At 41.0% G+C, this 19025-nt stretch carries 11 protein-coding genes; 9 read left to right on the forward strand and 2 right to left on the reverse strand.

Translation table 11 applies throughout. The features are described from left to right. Positions 1-5110: putative Ig domain-containing protein (locus G4D82_RS11160; RefSeq protein ID WP_207788164.1), on the reverse strand; the 5110-nt coding region annotated here is incomplete at its 3' end. A gap of 158 nt (positions 5111-5268) precedes the next feature. Beyond that, positions 5269-8655, reverse strand: a complete 3387-nt coding sequence (locus tag G4D82_RS11165; protein ID WP_166337370.1) for a CotH kinase family protein — start codon at positions 8653-8655, stop codon at positions 5269-5271. Between the two features lie 344 nt (positions 8656-8999). Here G4D82_RS11165 and G4D82_RS11170 point away from each other — a divergent pair, with 344 nt between their 5' ends. The 9 genes from G4D82_RS11170 to G4D82_RS11210 all read left to right on the forward strand — a co-directional run bounded on the left by G4D82_RS11170 (position 9000) and on the right by G4D82_RS11210 (position 19024). Beyond that, complete coding sequence (locus G4D82_RS11170) at positions 9000-9527, forward strand: hypothetical protein (RefSeq protein WP_166337371.1); 528 nt, start codon at positions 9000-9002, stop codon at positions 9525-9527. Positions 9528-9593: 66 nt separating this feature from the next. Next, positions 9594-10799: an MATE family efflux transporter gene (locus tag G4D82_RS11175; protein WP_166337372.1), complete on the forward strand. Its 1206-nt coding sequence runs from the start codon at positions 9594-9596 to the stop codon at positions 10797-10799. 27 nt (positions 10800-10826) lie between these two features. Beyond that, positions 10827-12233 carry an O-antigen ligase family protein gene (locus G4D82_RS11180; RefSeq protein WP_166337373.1) on the forward strand — a complete coding sequence of 469 codons (1407 nt, stop codon included), beginning with the start codon at positions 10827-10829 and terminating at the stop codon, positions 12231-12233. Beyond that, entirely contained in the window at positions 12199-12993 is a 795-nt protein-coding gene (locus G4D82_RS11185) for a glycosyltransferase (RefSeq protein WP_166337374.1), read from the forward strand. Before G4D82_RS11180 ends, G4D82_RS11185 begins: the two co-directional genes overlap by 35 nt. Further along, positions 12993-14171 carry an O-antigen ligase family protein gene (locus G4D82_RS11190; RefSeq protein ID WP_166337375.1) on the forward strand — a complete coding sequence of 393 codons (1179 nt, stop codon included), beginning with the start codon at positions 12993-12995 and terminating at the stop codon, positions 14169-14171. Before G4D82_RS11185 ends, G4D82_RS11190 begins: the two co-directional genes overlap by 1 nt. Next, on the forward strand, positions 14168-15298 hold the full coding sequence (locus G4D82_RS11195; protein ID WP_166337376.1) for a glycosyltransferase: 1131 nt from the start codon (positions 14168-14170) through the stop codon (positions 15296-15298). Before G4D82_RS11190 ends, G4D82_RS11195 begins: the two co-directional genes overlap by 4 nt. 370 nt (positions 15299-15668) lie before the next feature. Beyond that, complete coding sequence (locus G4D82_RS11200) at positions 15669-16688, forward strand: O-antigen ligase family protein (protein ID WP_166337377.1); 1020 nt, start codon at positions 15669-15671, stop codon at positions 16686-16688. Then, on the forward strand, positions 16685-17668 hold the full coding sequence (locus G4D82_RS11205; protein ID WP_166337378.1) for a UDP-glucuronic acid decarboxylase family protein: 984 nt from the start codon (positions 16685-16687) through the stop codon (positions 17666-17668). Before G4D82_RS11200 ends, G4D82_RS11205 begins: the two co-directional genes overlap by 4 nt. Before the next feature lie 3 nt (positions 17669-17671). Then, on the forward strand, positions 17672-19024 hold the full coding sequence (locus G4D82_RS11210; protein WP_166337379.1) for an undecaprenyl-phosphate glucose phosphotransferase: 1353 nt from the start codon (positions 17672-17674) through the stop codon (positions 19022-19024). Position 19025 lies beyond the last annotated feature (1 nt).

Here is a 19025-nt window from a genome sequence, read left to right on the forward strand (position 1 = left end):
CGGTATAAACTGTCAAAGCCGAAACCGAAGTTGGTGTTCCAGAAATGGCACCGGTTGCGGTATCGAAAAGAAGTCCGTCAGGCAAAGCCGGATTGATGCTATAAGCTGTAACTGCACCACCAGAAACCGAAGGATTTATTGGCGCAATTGCAATTCCTTTGGTAAAGACATTTGGAGTGTTATAGCTCAAATTGTTTGGCGCAACATCGTTCACAGTAATCGATAAATCAAACGAAGCACTTCCGCCTGAATTAAAAGCCGTCACGGTATAAACTGTCAAAGCCGAAACCGAAGTTGGTGTTCCAGAAATGGCACCGGTTGCGGTATCGAAAAGAAGTCCGTCAGGCAAAGCCGGATTGATGCTATAAGCTGTAACTGCACCACCAGAAACTGTCGGCATTAAACTGGAAATCGTTGTTCCAACTGAGAACATATTTGAAGCGTTGTAAGTCAAACCAAACGGCGCAACATCGTTCACAGTAATCGATAAATCAAACGAAGCACTTCCGCCTGAATTAAAAGCCGTCACGGTATAAACCGTCAAAGCTGAAACCGAAGTTGGTGTTCCAGAAATGGCACCAGTTGTGGTATCGAACAAAAGCCCGTCAGGTAAAGCCGGATTGATACTATAGGCTGTAACTGCACCACCAGAAACCGAAGGATTTATTGGCGCAATTGCAATTCCTTTAGTAAAGACATTTGGAGTGTTGTAGCTCAAATTGTTTGGTGCGATATCGTTGACGGTAATCGACAAATTAAAAGTAGTTGAACCACCGGTGTTTGAAGCCGTGACCGTGTAAATCGTTGTCGGAGAAACAACTGTTGGTCTTCCAGAAATTCTTCCAGTGGATGTACTCAAATTCAAACCGCTAGGTAAAGCTGGCGCAATGCTAAAAGCAGTAACCGCACCACCAGAAACCGAAGCATGAAGGTGATTGATAACCACTCCTCGGGTAAAAATATTCGGCGTATTGTAGCTCAAGTTGCTTGGCGCCGCATCATTGATAGTAATCGACAGATTGAAAGTGGTTGAACCGCCCGAATTTGAAGCGGTAACGGTGTATATGGTTGTTGGAGAAATGACAGAAGGCGTTCCAGAAATTCTTCCGGTAGTGGTATTGAAAATCAAACCGCTAGGTAAAGCCGGGTTGATACTAAAAGCAGTAACCGCACCACCCGAAACGTTAGCAATCAAAGGAGTAATAGAAATTTCTTTGGTAAAGACATTAGGCGTATTGTAGCTCAAGTTGCTTGGCGCCGCATCGTTCACCGTAATCGACAAATCAAAAGTGGTTGAACCGCCCGAATTTGAAGCGGTAACAGTGTATATGGTTGTTGGAGAAATGACAGAAGGCGTTCCAGAAATTCTTCCGGTTGTAGAATTGAAATTTAAACCACTTGGCAATGCAGGACTGATACTGAATGCCGTTGGAGTTCCACCTGAAAAAGAAGCATTCAAAGCGGTGATTGAGCTGCCTCGGGTAAAGACATTCGGTGTATTGTAGCTCAAGTTGCTTGGCGCCGCATCGTTCACCGTAATCGACAAATCAAAAGTGGTTGAACCGCCCGAATTTGAAGCGGTAATGGTGTATATGGTTGTTGGAGAAGTTACTGTTGGAATCCCTGAAATGATTCCAGAGGCTGAGTTGAAATCTAAGCCACTCGGCAAGGCAGGATTGATGCTGTAGAGTGTCACTACTCCGCCAGACGAAGTGGGTTCCAAGCTAGAGATACCGGTGTTTTTGTTAAAGATATTCGGCGTATTGTAGCTCAAATTACTTGGAGCAATGTCATTCACGGTAATTTTCAAATTGAAAGTTACAGTTCCACTGGCATACGTTGCTGTAACAATATATGTATTCTCGGTAGCTGCTACGGATGGCGTTCCGGAAATGACTCCGGTAGTTGGATTCAGCGATAAACCGGCAGGTAAGTCCGGAGCTACGCTATAAGCGGTCATGGTTTGTGAGGTAGACGGCACCAAGTTGCTAATGCTTGTACCTACTGTAAACACATTTGGTGAATTGTAAGCCAAAGGCATTTTTACGGCATCTACAGCAATGTTATTGAAGGTGACACGTTTTCCGGCATCGGCAGTCATATCTGGGCCGGTGAATCGCAATCTGATTTTAAAATTTGGATTGTTGTTTACCGAAGTGATACCAGTAAAGTCAATTTGAAACAATTGATAACTTGAAGTCAGCGGTAAAGAAGTGGCGGCCAATCCGCTGTTAATCCATACAGGAGTTCCGGCATTTACGGCATAATCTACCACTAACCCACTTGCAGCTCCTTCATCCACAGCAGCAAATGAGAATTTAATTTTCTCATAACCGGCGGTCGAAAAACGAAATACCATGGTGTTTTCTGCACTGCCATTGCGGAATGGCTGTTTGATTTGCAGGCCTCTCATATCTGCTGAAGCATAAGGAAGGTTGCCGTTGATGCTTTGTCTGTAATTGATAGGCGTAGGCAAGTTTCTTCTTTCCATGGATGATTTTCCGCCGTTGGTGGTCGGATAACCCGGATGACAAGACTGAAACTGAATCACGCCATCTGTCGCAAGTTCGAAGGTAGAGTTTAAACTGGTGAGTTGTGCACCATTAACGATATTGCCATCCATCATCCAGAAGTATGTAGGCACCACTAAATTAAAATTCGGATCTGCAATAAAATTAGCCGTGAGTGAAAAGTTTCCTGTTGGGGTAATCGTGATTTCTGAGTCAGTACTGTTTGAAGCACCGCTCCAGTGGCTGAACAGATAACCTTCTCGAGCAATGGCTTTCACTTTAAGCGGAATTCCGTTGAAATAAATACCAGTCCAAGGATATGGGTTTCCGGTAATTCCCGGTGTACCGTCGGCGATGTTAATGGTGCTGATTTTTACATAACCGTGGTTGTAATTCGAAACGTTTAATGTCGCGTTGACATTGGAAGAAATCCCGAATTTGTTACGGATGTGTGTTCTTTGGTAACCAGGCCTTTGGTTGAAGAATATCCGCTCTTGATCCAAATGGTAATTCCAATCACCATCATCAGCAGGAGCTTTCCAGCGGAAATATTGGTCTTGCATTTCCGGTGCGATGATCGCTGCAATCTCATCCAATCGTGCAATTGCTCTAGATGGTAAGAAATTCGTGTTGAGCAAATCTGCAAACCGGTTGATGAAATCATTTTTGAAAGTCTGATTCGCCAGCAATTTTCTCAAAATCAGGGTAGACCATTCCGGATTTGGGCCAACATCTACAGTTGAAGTAGCATCGTTTAGAGAATTGTAGTCAGGAACATCAAGGGTACTGTCCATATCATGGATTGCCCAGCGCCATCTACCGTCATGTCCATAGGGCGCATCTGGTACAAAACCATTGGTGCGTTTTCTCCAATAAATGATATTGTTTCCGGGCCAATCGTCGTTCTGCGCATAAATGTTCGTAACAAAGTAATCAATGAAGTTCTCGGTATCCATTCGAGTTTGGATGTAGGTGTAGTTTGAATCGTTGCTGAAGTTGTGCGAGGCGATATAATCATACATGTCTTCGTAATCTTCAGCATCACCTTCTTGAATGGCTCCTTGGTTTTCAAGCAAATCTACATCGTCAATATTATAAACCTGTTTGAAATAATTGTTGTCGTATTTCTCGCGCAGGTTCAAAAGACCCCAATACTCTCCATTCATGAAAGTCACCATAGGTTGAAAAGATTCGGTTTCCATGCGCAGGTCTTTCACGAGTTGGTGGTTCAGCGCGTCGCGAAACATGGTGTTGTAAAAATCGCTACCACCACTTTTGGCACTAACCCGTTCGTAACTGGTGTAAGGTTCATCGCTGAAAAACTTGAAGGAAAGGTTGTCGTCGCCAAAATCTGAACGTGCAGCAATATTCCAGGACTTGCTTGGATAAACTCTCGAGTAAGCACCGCGAATGCGAATGCCCACATCTTGGTTGATTTTTTCCTGACCTCCCACAAAATATTGCATATTGGCCCGGCGCTCATTAGCGATACCAGAGCGCTCGAAATTTCCGTTTTCGCGATCAGGAATTTCAGTAGGGTTGGCAATTCTCCAGTTGTCATAGTCGATTCCGGCCACAGCAATGCCGTCTTCGTAATCGTAGAGCTGATTTTCATTAACACTAAGCGAAATCACCGGCAAAGAGAATTTACTTGGCCCTTCGGGTGTTACAAAGTAATTCCGGGTAATAACTTTACTTGATAAAGCCCCTGGTTTAATGACTTTGGCACGGATTACATTTCCTTTGTAGATGGGGCCGTTCGGAAAATAAGGAGGTGAGAAATCATAAGTGGTAGAGATGTTGGCAATTTTATTCGGCTGAGCTGATCGGTCTGTGATCGCAATCGGGCCAGAATAGGCTAAGGTTTGGAAACTATTATAAAGAAAAGTTCCGAAAGGCTGACCAGGAAGTTTCGGGTATTGGTTTTTGTAATTGTAAGTGGTACCACTTAAATTGTTTTCATCCGGTTCTGAACCGTCAAGGGTATAAATAATAGTGGTTCCTGGATCGGGTGAGGAAATCGTTAAATTGAATCCGCTGGTCATAAAACCAGAGTTCTGTGAGAAAACCGGCGGATTTAAAACTTCAGCATAACCTGAGGAGGCATTCGCCGAACCGGGAGTTGGTGCTCCGAAGAAAACATAAGGGCCGCTGCCGTTGGGAAATTTTCCGTAAGAAATATCAGCTTGTAAACTGGGTATGTTGACATTACTAATAGTTACTGCCGAAGGATTGGTCAAGTAAAGACTTTCACCTGAGGCGCTAATTTTAAAATTGGTATGCAACGGGTTTCCGGCTACTGAGCGGTTTTTATCTGAAGCCCAAACAATTAAATATTGTCCGGCGGCGAGGTTGGTATTTGGGAAAGTCCATTTGAATAAGATATTCGCATCGTCGGATAATCCGTAACCCAACAAATTGACCGTGGTGGTTCCGGCGTTGAATATTTCAATCCAATCCTGACGCGAACTGTCTTCGTCTTGAATCGAAACAGTATTGGAAGCGAGAACTTCATTGATGACCAAATTTTGGGCTTGCAGGTTCGGGCTTGTCAAACCGAGGAGCATACAGGCAAATAACGAGAATGTAATTTTTTTCATAAGATAGACTTCTACAGGCAAATTAAGCCAATCTTAAGAAAACGTTAATCAATGTTTCGTTACACTACTAAAAAAACCGATGAAATGAGTTTATCTAAATAAAAAAGGTAGCTGCACAGTATGATACAACTACCTCTTTACTAAGTATATCAGCGGGTTTATTTCTTGCTGATTTTTTGTGTAGCGAATTTGCCGTCTGATTCAATTTGCAATAAATACAAACCTTTAGAAAGTTCAGACAAATCAATTTGCGAATTATTTACTGAACCATTCTTGATGAGTTTACCATCAATAGTAAACAGTTTGTATTGGGCAATGTCGGCAGAATTGATTCCGACAATGTTAATCAAATCTGAAGCCGGGTTCGGATAAACAGTATATTGTAAAGAGCTGTTTTGTTCTACACCCAAAGCATCATAGGTTCCGTGTACCGCAATATTGTTGAATGTTACTCGGTTGCCATTATCTACTGTCAAGTCACCGCCGGTAAATCTTAAACGAACTTTGAAATTATGGTTGTCATTCACCGCAGCAATGGATGAAAAATCAATATTGTATAACTGATAAGCATTGGTCAGTGGCAAGGTCGTCGAAGCTAATCCGGTTGTAATCCATACCGGAGCTCCAGCATTTACAGAATAATCTACAAGAATTCCGGTAGCATTTGTCAATTCGTTAATGGCGGCAAAAGAGAATTTGATGTTGGTTTGGCGATCCGTTGAAAAATTAAAAATCATCGTATTGCCCAAACTACCACTGGCTAACGGTTCTTTGATTTGTAAACCTTTCATGTCGCTGGTGGCAAAAGGCAGATTATTGTTGGCCAATGGAATATAGTTTAAATCTGTTGGACTGTTCCTTCTTTCCATGGATGCTTTTCTCCAGTGGGCCACATCGGTAGGTACAAATGGATAACCCACCAAACAAGATTGGTATTGAATGTAGCCATTATAACCTCTTGCCGCATAAGTAGTATATAAGGTTTCTAGAGGCTGGTTGTTGGCAATGTTGGAATCCATCATCCAGAAGTAAATTGGTTGGCTCGAAGGCGTGGTTTCAGGAATAAACACTGCCGTAGCATTGAAGCTCGAACCAGAATTCACCGTAATCTCGGCATTGGTGCTGGAAGAAATTCCGGTCCAGTGACTGAAAACATAACCCGGATTGGCGATGGCTTTTAATGTTACCGGAATGTTCGAGAAGTAAACACCAGTCCAAGGATAAGGATTCGATTCGATACCCGGAGTACCTTCTTTGATGTCGATCGTGTTGATTTTGATATAGCCGTGAGCAGCATCAGAAACGTTTAGATTGGCATTGATGTTTGAGGTAATACCAAATTTTGCACGGATGTGGTCTCTTTGGAATGTTGGTCTTTGATTGGCGAAGTCACGCTCCTGATTTAAATAAAATTCCCAGTTGTCCATCTCGGCAGGCATTTTCCAACGGGCAATATGCTCTGGCATTTCAGGCTCAATTACCGACTTCATGCTGTCGATTAATCCGACGACTCTCGATGGAAGGAAAGTGGTATTCATCAAATCGGCGAAACGGTTGATGAAGTCGTTTTTGTAAGTCGGGCTCACCAAAAGTTTACGCAAGATAAAGGTAGACCAAGCTGGATTTGGGTAGTCCGGGCCATTAGGATCCGTAGCCAATTCTAAGGTATTATAACTAATATCATCGGTCGGAACCGCGAAGGTATCATCTAAATCGTGGAAAGCCCAACGCCATCTTCCGTCGTGCCCGTAAGGTGCATTGGGAACATAGGCAGAAGTTCTTTTTCTCCAGTATTCAATGTTGGTTCCGGGCCAGTCGATATTCTGCAAGTAAATGTTGCTGATATAGTAATCGCTGAAACTCTCAGTGTCCATTTGAGTTTTGATATAATTGTAATTGGCAGCAGTAGCCATGCTGTTAGTGTTCAGATAAGAAAGCATCGCTTGGTAATGTACATCATCACCGTATTCTGCTTGACCGTCATCGGCTACACCTTGGTCTACTAAATAATCCAACTCAGTGTCACTAATGTTTAAAGCCCTAGAGAAAAACTTGTCGTCGTATTTTTCGCGAAGGTTCAAAATTCCGTTGTATTCCCCATTGATAAAAGTAATGGTCGGTTGGTAGGATTCAGTCAGGCAATTCAAAGGGCGAACAATGTTATGGCATAAAGCGTCACGGAACATGGTATTGACAAAGTCTCCGCCAGAATTTCTCAAGACCAGATTGGTAAAGTTGTTTTCCGTTAGATTCGAGAAAAAATTGTAATCCATTTTCTCGTCACCGTATTCGGCGCGTGAATACAAGTTGTACGATTTACTTCTGGTAGATCTTGAAATCCCGCCATGGATGCGAATCCCGATGTTTTGGTTGAGCACCTCGGCACCATCCACTAAATAAGTCATATTGGCCATTCTTTCGTTGTCACGGCCTCTACGGTAATAATTGGCGTTATCTTCTTCGTAAGTTGGATCTGTGTTTGGGTTGGCGGTTCTCCAAGTTTCAAAATCTACCCCAGCAACAGCAATACCGTCATTGTAACTAAAAAGTTTATTTTCATCAATACTCAAAGAAAGCACCGGAATATGAAAACGATTGGCACCTTGTGGAGAAATATAATAGGTTTTGGTTTCAATGCTACTATCGAGCGCGCCTGGTTTGATGACTTTGGCACGAACTACAGTTCCTTTAAATATTGGTGTTGAAGGAAGATAAGTCGGGTTGAAAGAAAAAGTGGTAGAAATAGCTGAAATTTTATTCGGCTGCGAGGTGCGATCTGCCACCACAATCGGAGTACTGTATTGTAAGGTGCGGAAGGTATTAATCAGATTCGCCCCTTGCGCTTGTGAGGCATTGGTTTCGCGATACTGATTTCTATAGGTGTAAGTGCTCCCGCCTAAATTACTAGCTGAAGGCTCTGAACCATCTAAGGTATATAAAATGGTTGCGCCAGGAACATCAGTAGATAAGGTTAAATTAAAACCAGTATTGAACATTCCGGAGGCTTGAGAAAAAACCGGTGGGGCTAAAGCTTCAGAATAAGCTATACTGCCATTGGCTGCAGCTGGAGTCACTAGGTTGAAAAACATAAATGAACCTGTTCCGTTGGGAATACGGCCATAAGAAATATTTTGTAACATCGCCGGAGTGGTTACTGTGCTTAGCGCAACACCTGAAGCATTGGTAATGGTAAGCGTCTCACCAGCAGAACTCAATTTAAAATTAGTGTGCAAAGGATCACCGGCAACCGCGCGGTCTTTGTCTGAGCACCAAATCAGCATATAGCCACCAGCGGCAATTGACACGTTAGGAAACGTCCATTTGAAAGGCAATGCAGGATCATCGCTTAAACCAAAATCGGTCAGGTTCACGGCGGTGCCACCAGTATTCATGATCTCAATCCAATCTTGATAAGATCCATCCTCATCTTGATTGATAGTCGAATTCGAAGCGACCACTTCATTAATAACAATGCTCTGGCTTGTAATAGTTTGGGACAAGAACAACAAAAGCAAGGTGATAAAAAACGGGGTAATTTTTTTCATTCTTTTTTAATGTGTTGATTAATAACGCGGTGAAATTATGGAAATGTAAATAAAACGTTAATGTTTTATCGATAGAAAACCCATATTCTCTTTAAAATGCAGTAATTAAGGGAATCTTAAGGCAGGCTGTTCAATATAAATTGAGGCTTATGTGGTATGCGGTTCCTCATTACAGCTGCACTGGAACCCATTTTTCAACCAAATATCCAGAACGTTAAGAGTAGTGATCCAGAATCTAATCGGGAACGAAGGAAAGACTTGGTTTGCAACCTTTTTTTTGTTTTATTGCAACTGTTAAAAAGGCAGGCTTTATTCAAGCTAGAGTCTCCAAAGTATATTTGAAAATGAAAATCATTACCACTACGCTGGCACTCTTTTTTTTGCTATCTTGTAAAGAGTCTAGGATATTCGAATCAGAAAGCATCAAAAACAATAATTGTTTCGAAGTTCTTTTGAATCTGCGCATCACACAAAACGACCAGTTGTTGTTATTCTATAAAGACGCATCGATTGCTTATTTCGATGATGCGCATACCGTGCTGGCAAAAGTAAAGGGTAGCCCGGCACCGCAGAGCATCGTCTTTACCTTGCCAGCGGAGGTTTATCCTAATGATTTAAGGTTGGACATCAGCTCTAATAAAAACCAGTCGCCCATTGTTATATACGGTGTAGATTTGCGTTTTCAAGGCCGGACATTTCACATCGGACAAGATGATTTTGGCAGGTATTTCAGCCCCAATCAATATATCGGTTACAATAGCGCCACAGCGACAGCTACCCTATCGGCTATCGAGGACCAGTATGATCCTTTTTTTAACACCAAAGAAATCATTTATAAAGAACTCGAAAAAATCCTCGGACAAAGATTATAACTATATTTGCGCAAGTAATAGGCGGGTAAACGCCTTGATTTTGGGTCAAATTCTTTTAAAAACAAGATGCTTCTAAAAAAACTGGTCAATCATTCCTCTCTTTTTGTTATTATGGCCGGAGCAGGAGGTTTTTTTCTGACCAACATCATCCTTAAGATTGCCCTTTCCCCGATTGAGTTTGGACAATTCTCTTTGGTAATTACTTATCTGTCGCTGATGTATATCTTTGGTCTTTTTGGATTTGAGCAGGTTTTTATCCGATTATCACGAGTGATTGAGATTAATAAAATAACCACACAGCAGTATCAAATCCGCACTGCCATTCAGGCCTCGTTACTTTCTTCGGTGCTCGGCACAGTCGTCTTCAACGCGCTTTATCCCGAGATTAAGATTAATTTCCTATTGCTATTTTTAGCTACCTTTAGCATGACCAACCTAATGTTAATTTTTACTATATTTCGCTTGAATTCTGATTTTTTTCTGGCTCAACTTATTGTGAATTTCTGGAAAGTGGCTCTTTTTCTTGCTGCGGGAATCTTTTTTGCCTCGAAATTTCAGTTTCCGTTCATTGAAACGGTTTTGGTTACTGTTATCATTGGGTTTGTGGCATCCTGGTACCTATTACGCCGACGGATTGGGTTTGTTTATAACCAAGAGTTTTCTAAAAAGGAAATCAAGGTTTATTTTTTGCAATTTTTCCTTTCGATACTGATTTTTTCATTCTTATCGTTTGGCGACCGTTTTGTTTTCAGCGAACTTTTCGGAATTGAAGAATTTGGAAACTATTATTATCTAAGCAATTTCTTCCTGGCCCCGTTTTCCATTTTTCAGAATTATATCGGTTTCAAGCAAATCGTTCAGTTCAAAGAATCCTGTGACCGGAAAATTTTTGACCGGCTTATCTTTAAGATTTTTTCATTCGGCTTTGTTTTTGCCCTTGTCTTGATAATCATAACAGCGATAGTCGATCAGATGGGGTTTTTGAATTTCGCATTCCACAATCATCTCATATCCATAGCGCTTTTATTGCTTATCGGCATTACCCGACTGTATTATGCCGCGATTGCTGCTATGTTCGAGGCCCTTGCGAGCCCCAAAACCCTTAAAATGGTCAATCTAAATTTTTTACTATTTTTGACCACTGTGTCAGCAATAAGTTTTTTTTTGATTAAGACCGTCAACCAACTGATATTCGCAGTGCTAATTGTCTGGGTTTTCAGATGTTTTATTTTCAGGGTGATTTTATTCAGGCAAATTCGAGCGAACCATTAAAGATAAGCATCATTTAAAAAAGAAGATTTGTTAAAAAAAACATACATATCGCTATTCTTTTTAGGATTGTTTTTCTTTCCGTTCAACGAGTATATAGGAATTGCGACATTAGGTGAATTTAAAACCGAAGCAGGGGCACTGTTCCTTTTTGCCGGATTCCTGCTATTGCTCTGTTCGGCACTGAAAACAAACAAGATTAGTCTTCCCTACAAAAACCGGATTGTCGTGCTGATGGCGCTTTTCTTGCTCTGGTGTTTCATCACGACTTTACTCAATGCACCGGCTGTTGCCGATAGTTATTTCAAGCATACAAGTGGAGTCAACCGTTTTCTCAGACAATATATTGCGCTGTTGGTCTCTAGTGTCCTTTTTTTTATTTTCTATTGGAATGTGTTCATCGAACTCTCCTTAAAGGAAATTCTGCTAAGGATTAGGAAAACATTCTTTTACTCGCTTATTGTGGCCTCAGTGTATGGGTTTTTGGAAACCGGTGTTTCTTTCTTTGGGATTGGCGCACTTTATCCAGTGCTAAAAATGTTTGATTATTTTCCTTTTTTGGAAGTTTCCCTTCATGCAGAAGGCAGGATTTCTTCGATTTCTTATGAGCCGCCTTTTTTTGCAATCTACCTCATTACAATAGCCGGCTGGATGTTCAGTTATGTACTCACCGAAAAAACCGTTTTTAGTAAATACACCCCGTTACTGTTGGTTTTGGCCCTTACTTTTTTTTCGGGTTCCAGAACAGGATTGATAATTGTTTTCCTACAACTGATTGTTTTTGGCGCGATACTTTTTAGAGAACCTAAATTCAAGGACAGCATCCGCACAGTGATGTTCAAGTTGTTGCTGTTTTCAGCAGTGCTATTGGTTTTTAATGGTCCGAAAGTAATCAAGGCGGTGGGCCAGAAAATAGAGAGTTTAGACTTTTTCGGAAATATCAAAACAAACATTTCCAACAAGTCTAGGTTGGGAATGCAATACGCGGCAATTCAGGTTTTCAAGGAGCATCCGTTGGTCGGGGTCGGGTTTGGGCAGCAAACCTACTATGCTAGGTACGAGTATCCTTATTGGGCCACAAGCAATAATTACGAATTCAAAGTCTGGTACAGGAACAAAAACGAAAAGGCTTTTCCGCCTGCTTATAATATTTACACACGCTTGCTGGCCGAAACAGGTATTATAGGAATTGTATTGTTCCTAAGCCTAGCTTATGTGAGCATTTCCGGAGCCCGAAAACGGATCAGAAACACGGAGGGTGCCGAACATGTTCTGGCGATAACAGTATATATCTCATTGATTGGCCTCTTTGTGAACTGGCTCCAGATTGACACTTTCAGAATTTACGGGCTATGGCTTAGCCTGGCAATTTTAATCAGATTTTCATATCTCAGCAAAAAGGATGAACACGACAGTACTGTTAATACCTCATTATAATAACCCTACCGGATTGTTGAACTCCTTGAAGTCTATCGGTGTGGACCAAGCCATAGACATCCTTGTGGTAGATGATGGAAGCCGCCAAAACCGCATAGATGAAGCGCTACTCAACGCGGCTTTTCGAGGTCAGGGCGAAATCAGCTATGAGTACCTTCCACAGAATAAAGGCATTGAATACGCGCTTAACCGAGGACTAGAAATCATCCAAAGCAGAGGTTATCAATGGATTGCGCGTTTAGATTGTGGTGATATCTGTTTGGGTAACCGATTCCGACTCCAACAAGAATTTCTCGAGCAGCACCCTGAAGTCAAGATTGTTGGAACCAATGTCACCGCCGCGGACACCGAGGGTAAGTTCCTCTATCACATCTGTATGCCCGAGACGGCTACGGAAATCGCTAATAAAATGTACTTCAATTCGATGTTGATTCATCCTACGGTCATGTTTTCAGCAGAGGTGCTGCAAACAGTGGGTTTTTATCCGACGCGCTACAAATGGGCTGAAGATTACGCATTCTTTTTTGAGATCGTTCAAAAACACCAGGCTGCCAATATTGGGCAATACCTTTCGCAAATTGAGATTAATGACAGCGGGATTTCTATTTCCAAAAGAAAGATACAGGTCAGGAGTCGTATCGCAGTCATCAGGAAGCACTTTTATTTTGGTTTTTACCCAATCTACGGATTGCTGAGGAATTATATCCTTCTTTATGTACCTTACAAAGTTATTTTCTTTATTAAAAAATTCAAGCGATAATGATCGGCCTTAAGAAAAACGTATTCGATTATCTGCTCTATCTTTTGCTGCTTTGCCTGCCTTTTTTCAAGGGCGTTCCTAACATTATTTTAATTCCGGTTTCGTTACTTTTTTTGAAAGACGTCTTTACCCAAAAATCTTCTGTCCGCATCTTGCCACTAGTATTTTTGTTGCTTCTTTTTCTTTATCTTTTTGTCAAAGCTCTTTTTTTAGGAACTTTTGTCGCGGACCAAAGAATCTACTCGGGCTACCTTCTGGTTGTTTGGCTCTTGCTGTTACTACAAAATGTCAAAGACCTGAATCGATTCAAATTTGCGGTTTTGGTCACATTCTCGTTGTCTGTTTACGCTTCATTTATAATGATGGCAAAATATTATCTGCACAGCCATACCTTGCCTTTTGGCAATACTGCTGAGGCTAATATGTTACTAGTTTTAGAGCGCCCGTACGCCGGAATTACAGCCGTTTTCGGTTTTTTTCTCTCTATTGATTTTTCCATTACCCTGAGAAAGTATAGGTGGTGGATTCGAACTAATGCAGGTTTGATGCTGCTGTTCATTATTTTGATTTCGGCCCGCTTGTCTTTGGTGACGGTATTTTTGATGGCGGCAGTGTTCTTTGTTTTTTATTATAAGGTAGGCAAGTACAATAAAATCGGGGCTTTATTACTGTTGGTTTTTACATTCGGCGGATTGCTATTGGTGAACCAGAACATCTCCAAACGTTTCTTTATCGAAGAAAACCTTGAAAAATCAATAGAAGTAGCGGCGGCCTACGAACCGAGGGTAGTGATTTGGAATTGCGCCATGAACATGTCCCAGGTACCCGAGTTTAACAACATACTTGGCTGGGGAAGTTATCAGTCCATCGCCTGGAATTATCACCAATGTTATTCGCAGACAATCCAAGACAGTTCTAAAAGAGGATATTTCCTTGAGGAGAATTTCAATTCGCACAACCAATTCATCGATTTTTACCTTATTGGAGGAGCGACAGCCCTATTGCTCTTCACGGCGTTTATCCTGCATTTTTTCATACAAGTAAAAAAGGATTTTTTCGCAACGGCGTTATTTGTCGCTTTTGTGCTTTTCTTCTTTTTAGAAAATGTACTTTACCGACAATTCGGATGTTATCTTTTTAGTATATTTACGGCCTTGTATATGAAAAAGGGAAAATGAATAGAATTAAAATTGCGCACGTAATTCATTCGGTTGGAGGTGTTGATGTTTATTTAAGATTAATTACTGAAAACATAGATTGTACCCAATTTGAAAATATCGTGGTTCATGGCAATCGTGACACCCAAGTCCCGTTCACCGACGCTGAAGGAAACGCTATAAAAGAATATACCACCTCCATTACTCGGAACATCTCAGTTTTAGAAGATATCAAAGCCACCCTGAATACTTATCGATATCTGAAGAAAGAACGTCCTGACCTCATTCATGCCCACAGTGCCAAGGGCGGCGTGATCGGTAAAGTGGTCGGGGCTATATTTGGCGTGAAGGTGCTATACACGCCCAATGCTTTTTCGTTTTTAAGTTCTGAGAATAAAATCAAAAGAAGTTTTTTTGTGTGGATTGAAAGGTTGCTCGCAAATAAGAACAGCATCCTTTTGGCAACATCGAACTCTGAAAAACAGCAGGGAATCAACGTGGCGGGATACCAACCTGAGAATACGATTGTTTTTGAAAACAGTATCGAACCGATCAACGAACTTGCCCCACGCCAAATCGAACAGACCTGGCCCGATAACTATATCTGTACCGTAGGAAGGCCATCTTATCAGAAGAATATTGAACTGATGTTGGAGATTTTGTCAAAAGTCCTCCAAATGGTCGACACGCACTTGGTGGTAATGGGCGTTGGTAATCATTCAGATCAGCTGGATTCGGTCAAGGAAAAAATAGTGGCACTGAACCTTACAGATAAAGTTACCTTACTGGACTGGACTTCTCGCAATGATGTGTTTCACATTATTCGCCAATCCAAGCTGTACCTTTCCACGGCCCGTTATGAAGGACTTCCTTATTCAGTCATTGAAAGCCTGGCACTCTCTAAAGCTGCTGTGGTAACAGACTGCGATGGCAATCGGGACCTCATTAAGGACGGATACAACGGGTATGTAATTGAAAGCGATGACAAGAAGAAGTTTGCTGAAAAAGTTATCCAACTTTTAACCGATGAAAATCTGTTGTCCCGATTTTCTAAAAACGCTTATAAAGAGTTCACACAAAACTATGACATCTTAAAAAACATTAAAAAGTTGGAGACCACCTACCTGAAATATTCGGGTAAATGTTAGAAAAAATGTTAAGGTCTTCATAATGCTTTTTAAAATGTGGCGTTATTAAGGAAAACAGGCACCGAAAATTACATCAAATTTATCTTTCGACCCCATAATGACATACTTTTACTTTGCTAAAGTTAAATATTTCACAACCGATATTCTTCACTATCTGTTAGCTGTTGTTCTGATCACACTGCCGTTAAAGAATATATACACGAGCATTGCAACCATTTTATTTATTGCACTGAGTTTACTCAATATAAAAAAGGCCCAATTTACTAAATCATTGTGGTGGCCCATTGGGTATTTTGTACTTCTGGCGCTTTCGCTTCTATGGTCAACGAGCTACAATGATTCGCTCTCGGGACTACAAAAACAGCTTTCTATGTTGTTTGTGCCGGTTGCCTTCTTTTTCGTGCCAGAGATAAACGGCAAAAAAGCGAAGTCGATCATCAAGTTTTTTAGTTACGGAATGGTTTTTTTTGCCATCATCTTCTTAATTGATGCTTCTAAGCGTTATTTTGACACGTGCAACACGGAGGTGTTTTTTCACAATGAGTTGGTGCCATACGACCCGGGCGCCATCTACATGTCTGTATTTGCTTCGCTAGCTTTTTTTTATTTTATTCAAATTTCTTCCAAGAGTAATATAGAGCAAGTTTGTGTGGGAATTTTGTGCCTACTGATATTCTTACTCTCATCCAAAAGCATCATTACTATTGATTTTATCATCGTAATCTGTTACTATGCCTTTTTTGTCAAAATTCCTTCTGGAACCAAGACCCTAACAATCGTTTCGGTTACCCTATTTTTATTTCTTTCCGTTTTTTTCGTCAAGGAAGTCCGGGAAAGGTTTTTAATAGAATATGAAACCGCGTTCATCGACAATACCTTAAACAACGAGTTGACCAAAGACCAGCAGAATGTTTATAATGTCAGTATCAACGAAGCCTGGAACAAGGAGGATTTCCATAAGAACAGTTTTTTTCCTGGAACCGCCCTTAGAATATACCAATTGCGAATTTTTGTCGACCTGCTCCAAGAACAAGAAATATTCTGGAAAGGGTTTGGTCTAGAAGCTTCGCAACCCTATATCAGAGAGAAAGCAGAGCAACACAATCTAGACGACATTTACAAAGAATATAATTTTCACAATCAGTATATTCAGACTTTTGCAGAGTTGGGTATTGCTGGTTTTTTGATCTTGATTGGAATGTTGCTCTTAAATCTTAAAAACGCCCTGGCCCACAAAGATTTTCTTCATATTGCTTTTGCAATCACGATGATAATGCTATTTTTGTCCGAATCGTTTTTTTGCAGACAAAGAGGCATTGTATTCTTTATCATTCTCTATTGTTTGTTTAATTCCGTTTCCAGCGAAAAAGAAGCAATAAAGTCTACATGAAAAGAATACTCATCACCGGAGCAGCCGGCTTCCTTGGTTCCCATTTGTGCGACCGTTTTATAGCAGAAGGATATTTTGTCATCGGCATGGACAATCTCATCACCGGAGATTTGAAAAATATCGAACATTTGTTCAAACATGAGCATTTCGAATTTTACCATCACGATGTGACCAAGTTTGTTCACGTTCCCGGCCAACTGGATTACATTCTGCATTTTGCTTCTCCGGCCAGTCCGATTGACTATTTAAAAATACCGATACAAACGCTCAAGGTAGGTTCTCTGGGAACTCACAATTTGTTAGGTTTGGCACGCGTCAAAAAAGCTAGAATACTCATCGCTTCAACCTCTGAAGTCTATGGAGATCCGTTGATACACCCACAAACTGAAGATTACTACGGCAATGTAAATACCATCGGGCCACGCGGAGTATATGACGAAGCCAAGCGTTTCCAGGAGTCAATTACAATGGCTTACCATACTTTTCACGGAGTAGAAACCCGTATTGTTAGGATCTTCAACACCTACGGCCCAAGAATGAGGCTCAATGACGGTCGTGTGATTCCGGCTTTTATCGGTCAAGCGTTACGCGGTGAAGATTTGACTATTTTCGGAGATGGTTCACAAACTCGTTCTTTCTGTTATGTAGATGATCAAGTAGAAGGCATTTTCCGATTATTACATTCAGATTACGTTTATCCGGTAAACATTGGCAATCCCGACGAAATTACCATCAAGGATTTTGCGGAGGAAATTATCAAACTCACCGGCACGAATCAAAAAGTGGTCTATCATCCTTTGCCGATGAACGATCCTTTGCAAAGACAGCCCGATACTACTAAAGCTAGAGAAATTCTCGGCTGGGAAGCCAAAGTATCCAGAGCCGAAGGCATGAAGATTACCTACGATTATTTTAAATCACTTTCTTCAGAAGAACTACTCAAAGAAGAGCACAAGGATTTTTCTAATTACATCAAATAGTTCATGAGGAACAAAACGGGAAGATACTCAGGTTATATTAGGCCTTTTACGTATTTGCTAGACCTGATTATCATCAACCTATTTTCTTATTGGTTCGTACCCACGGAGCTCTATTCATGGTATTTTGTCATTTTCACGTCTTTATCTTGGATTATCATAGCACTAAACGTTCAGTTCTATGAGGTTTACAGGTTTACTAAAGTCGTTTCGATTCTGAATAAAACCATCAAGCAATTTGTGTTATTTACAATTGTTTGTTATGCGTTTTCAGGGTTTTATGTCAAAGACACTGACTCGCAGGCCATTCTCACTTATACGGCAGCCTCGCTACTTGCGGTGTTGGTTTTTAAGCTGTCGATTTACTTTTTCTTGAGAAAATTCCGTGTATTCTATGGAGGAAACTTCAGAAATGTAATCATTGTCGGGAACAGTAAAGAAGTCAAACAGCTCGAAGCTTTTTTTAATGACAACCCAGATTACGGATACAATCTCACCAAAGTGTTCCATCTGGAAGGTGATAAAAAGGCAAAAATTCAAGAAAGTTTCGATTTCGTTATCAAGGAAAAAATCGATGAAATATATTGTTCCCTAGGTTGTTTGTCCAACACCCAAATAGACCATTTCATTGACTTTGCCGACAACAACCTGAAGATTTTAAAATTCATTCCAGACAACAACGAGCTTTTCTCCAGAAATCTCAAACTGGATTACTACGGTTACATTCCAATTTTGTCTTTGCGAGACATTCCGCTAGACGATCCTATTAACCAAGTTATCAAGCGGGTTTTCGACATCTGCTTTTCTGTGATGATTATCTTTGGCTTGCTTTCTTGGCTCACGCCGCTACTTGCCCTATTGATTAAACTTGAATCTCGCGGCCCGGTATTTTTTAAGCAAAGAAGAAACGGTTTGAACTACCGCGAATTCTATTGTTTTAAATTCCGGTCCATGAATTTGAACGAAATTGCCGATCTCGAGCAAGTTTCCAAGAATGATCCCAGAATCACTCAAGTCGGTAAATTCATTCGAAAAACCAGCATAGATGAATTACCGCAATTCTTCAACGTGCTTTTGGGCGATATGTCGGTCGTCGGGCCTAGGCCTCACATGGTCAGTCATACAGAAATGTATGCTCGAAAAGTTGACAAATTCATGGTTCGCCATTTTATAAAGCCAGGAATTACTGGTTTGGCCCAAACTAATGGTTATCGTGGTGAAGTTGAAACAGATAAAGACATTATTAATCGCGTAAAATTTGATATTTTTTACATCGAGAACTGGTCTATCTTGCTCGACATCAAGATTATCTTCATGACATTCTACAATGCCGTACGCGGCGAAGAGAAAGCTTACTAAA

Source organism: Flavobacterium lotistagni (assembly GCF_011392125.1).
In the GTDB taxonomy this organism is placed as follows: Bacteria; Bacteroidota; Bacteroidia; order Flavobacteriales; family Flavobacteriaceae; genus Flavobacterium; species Flavobacterium lotistagni.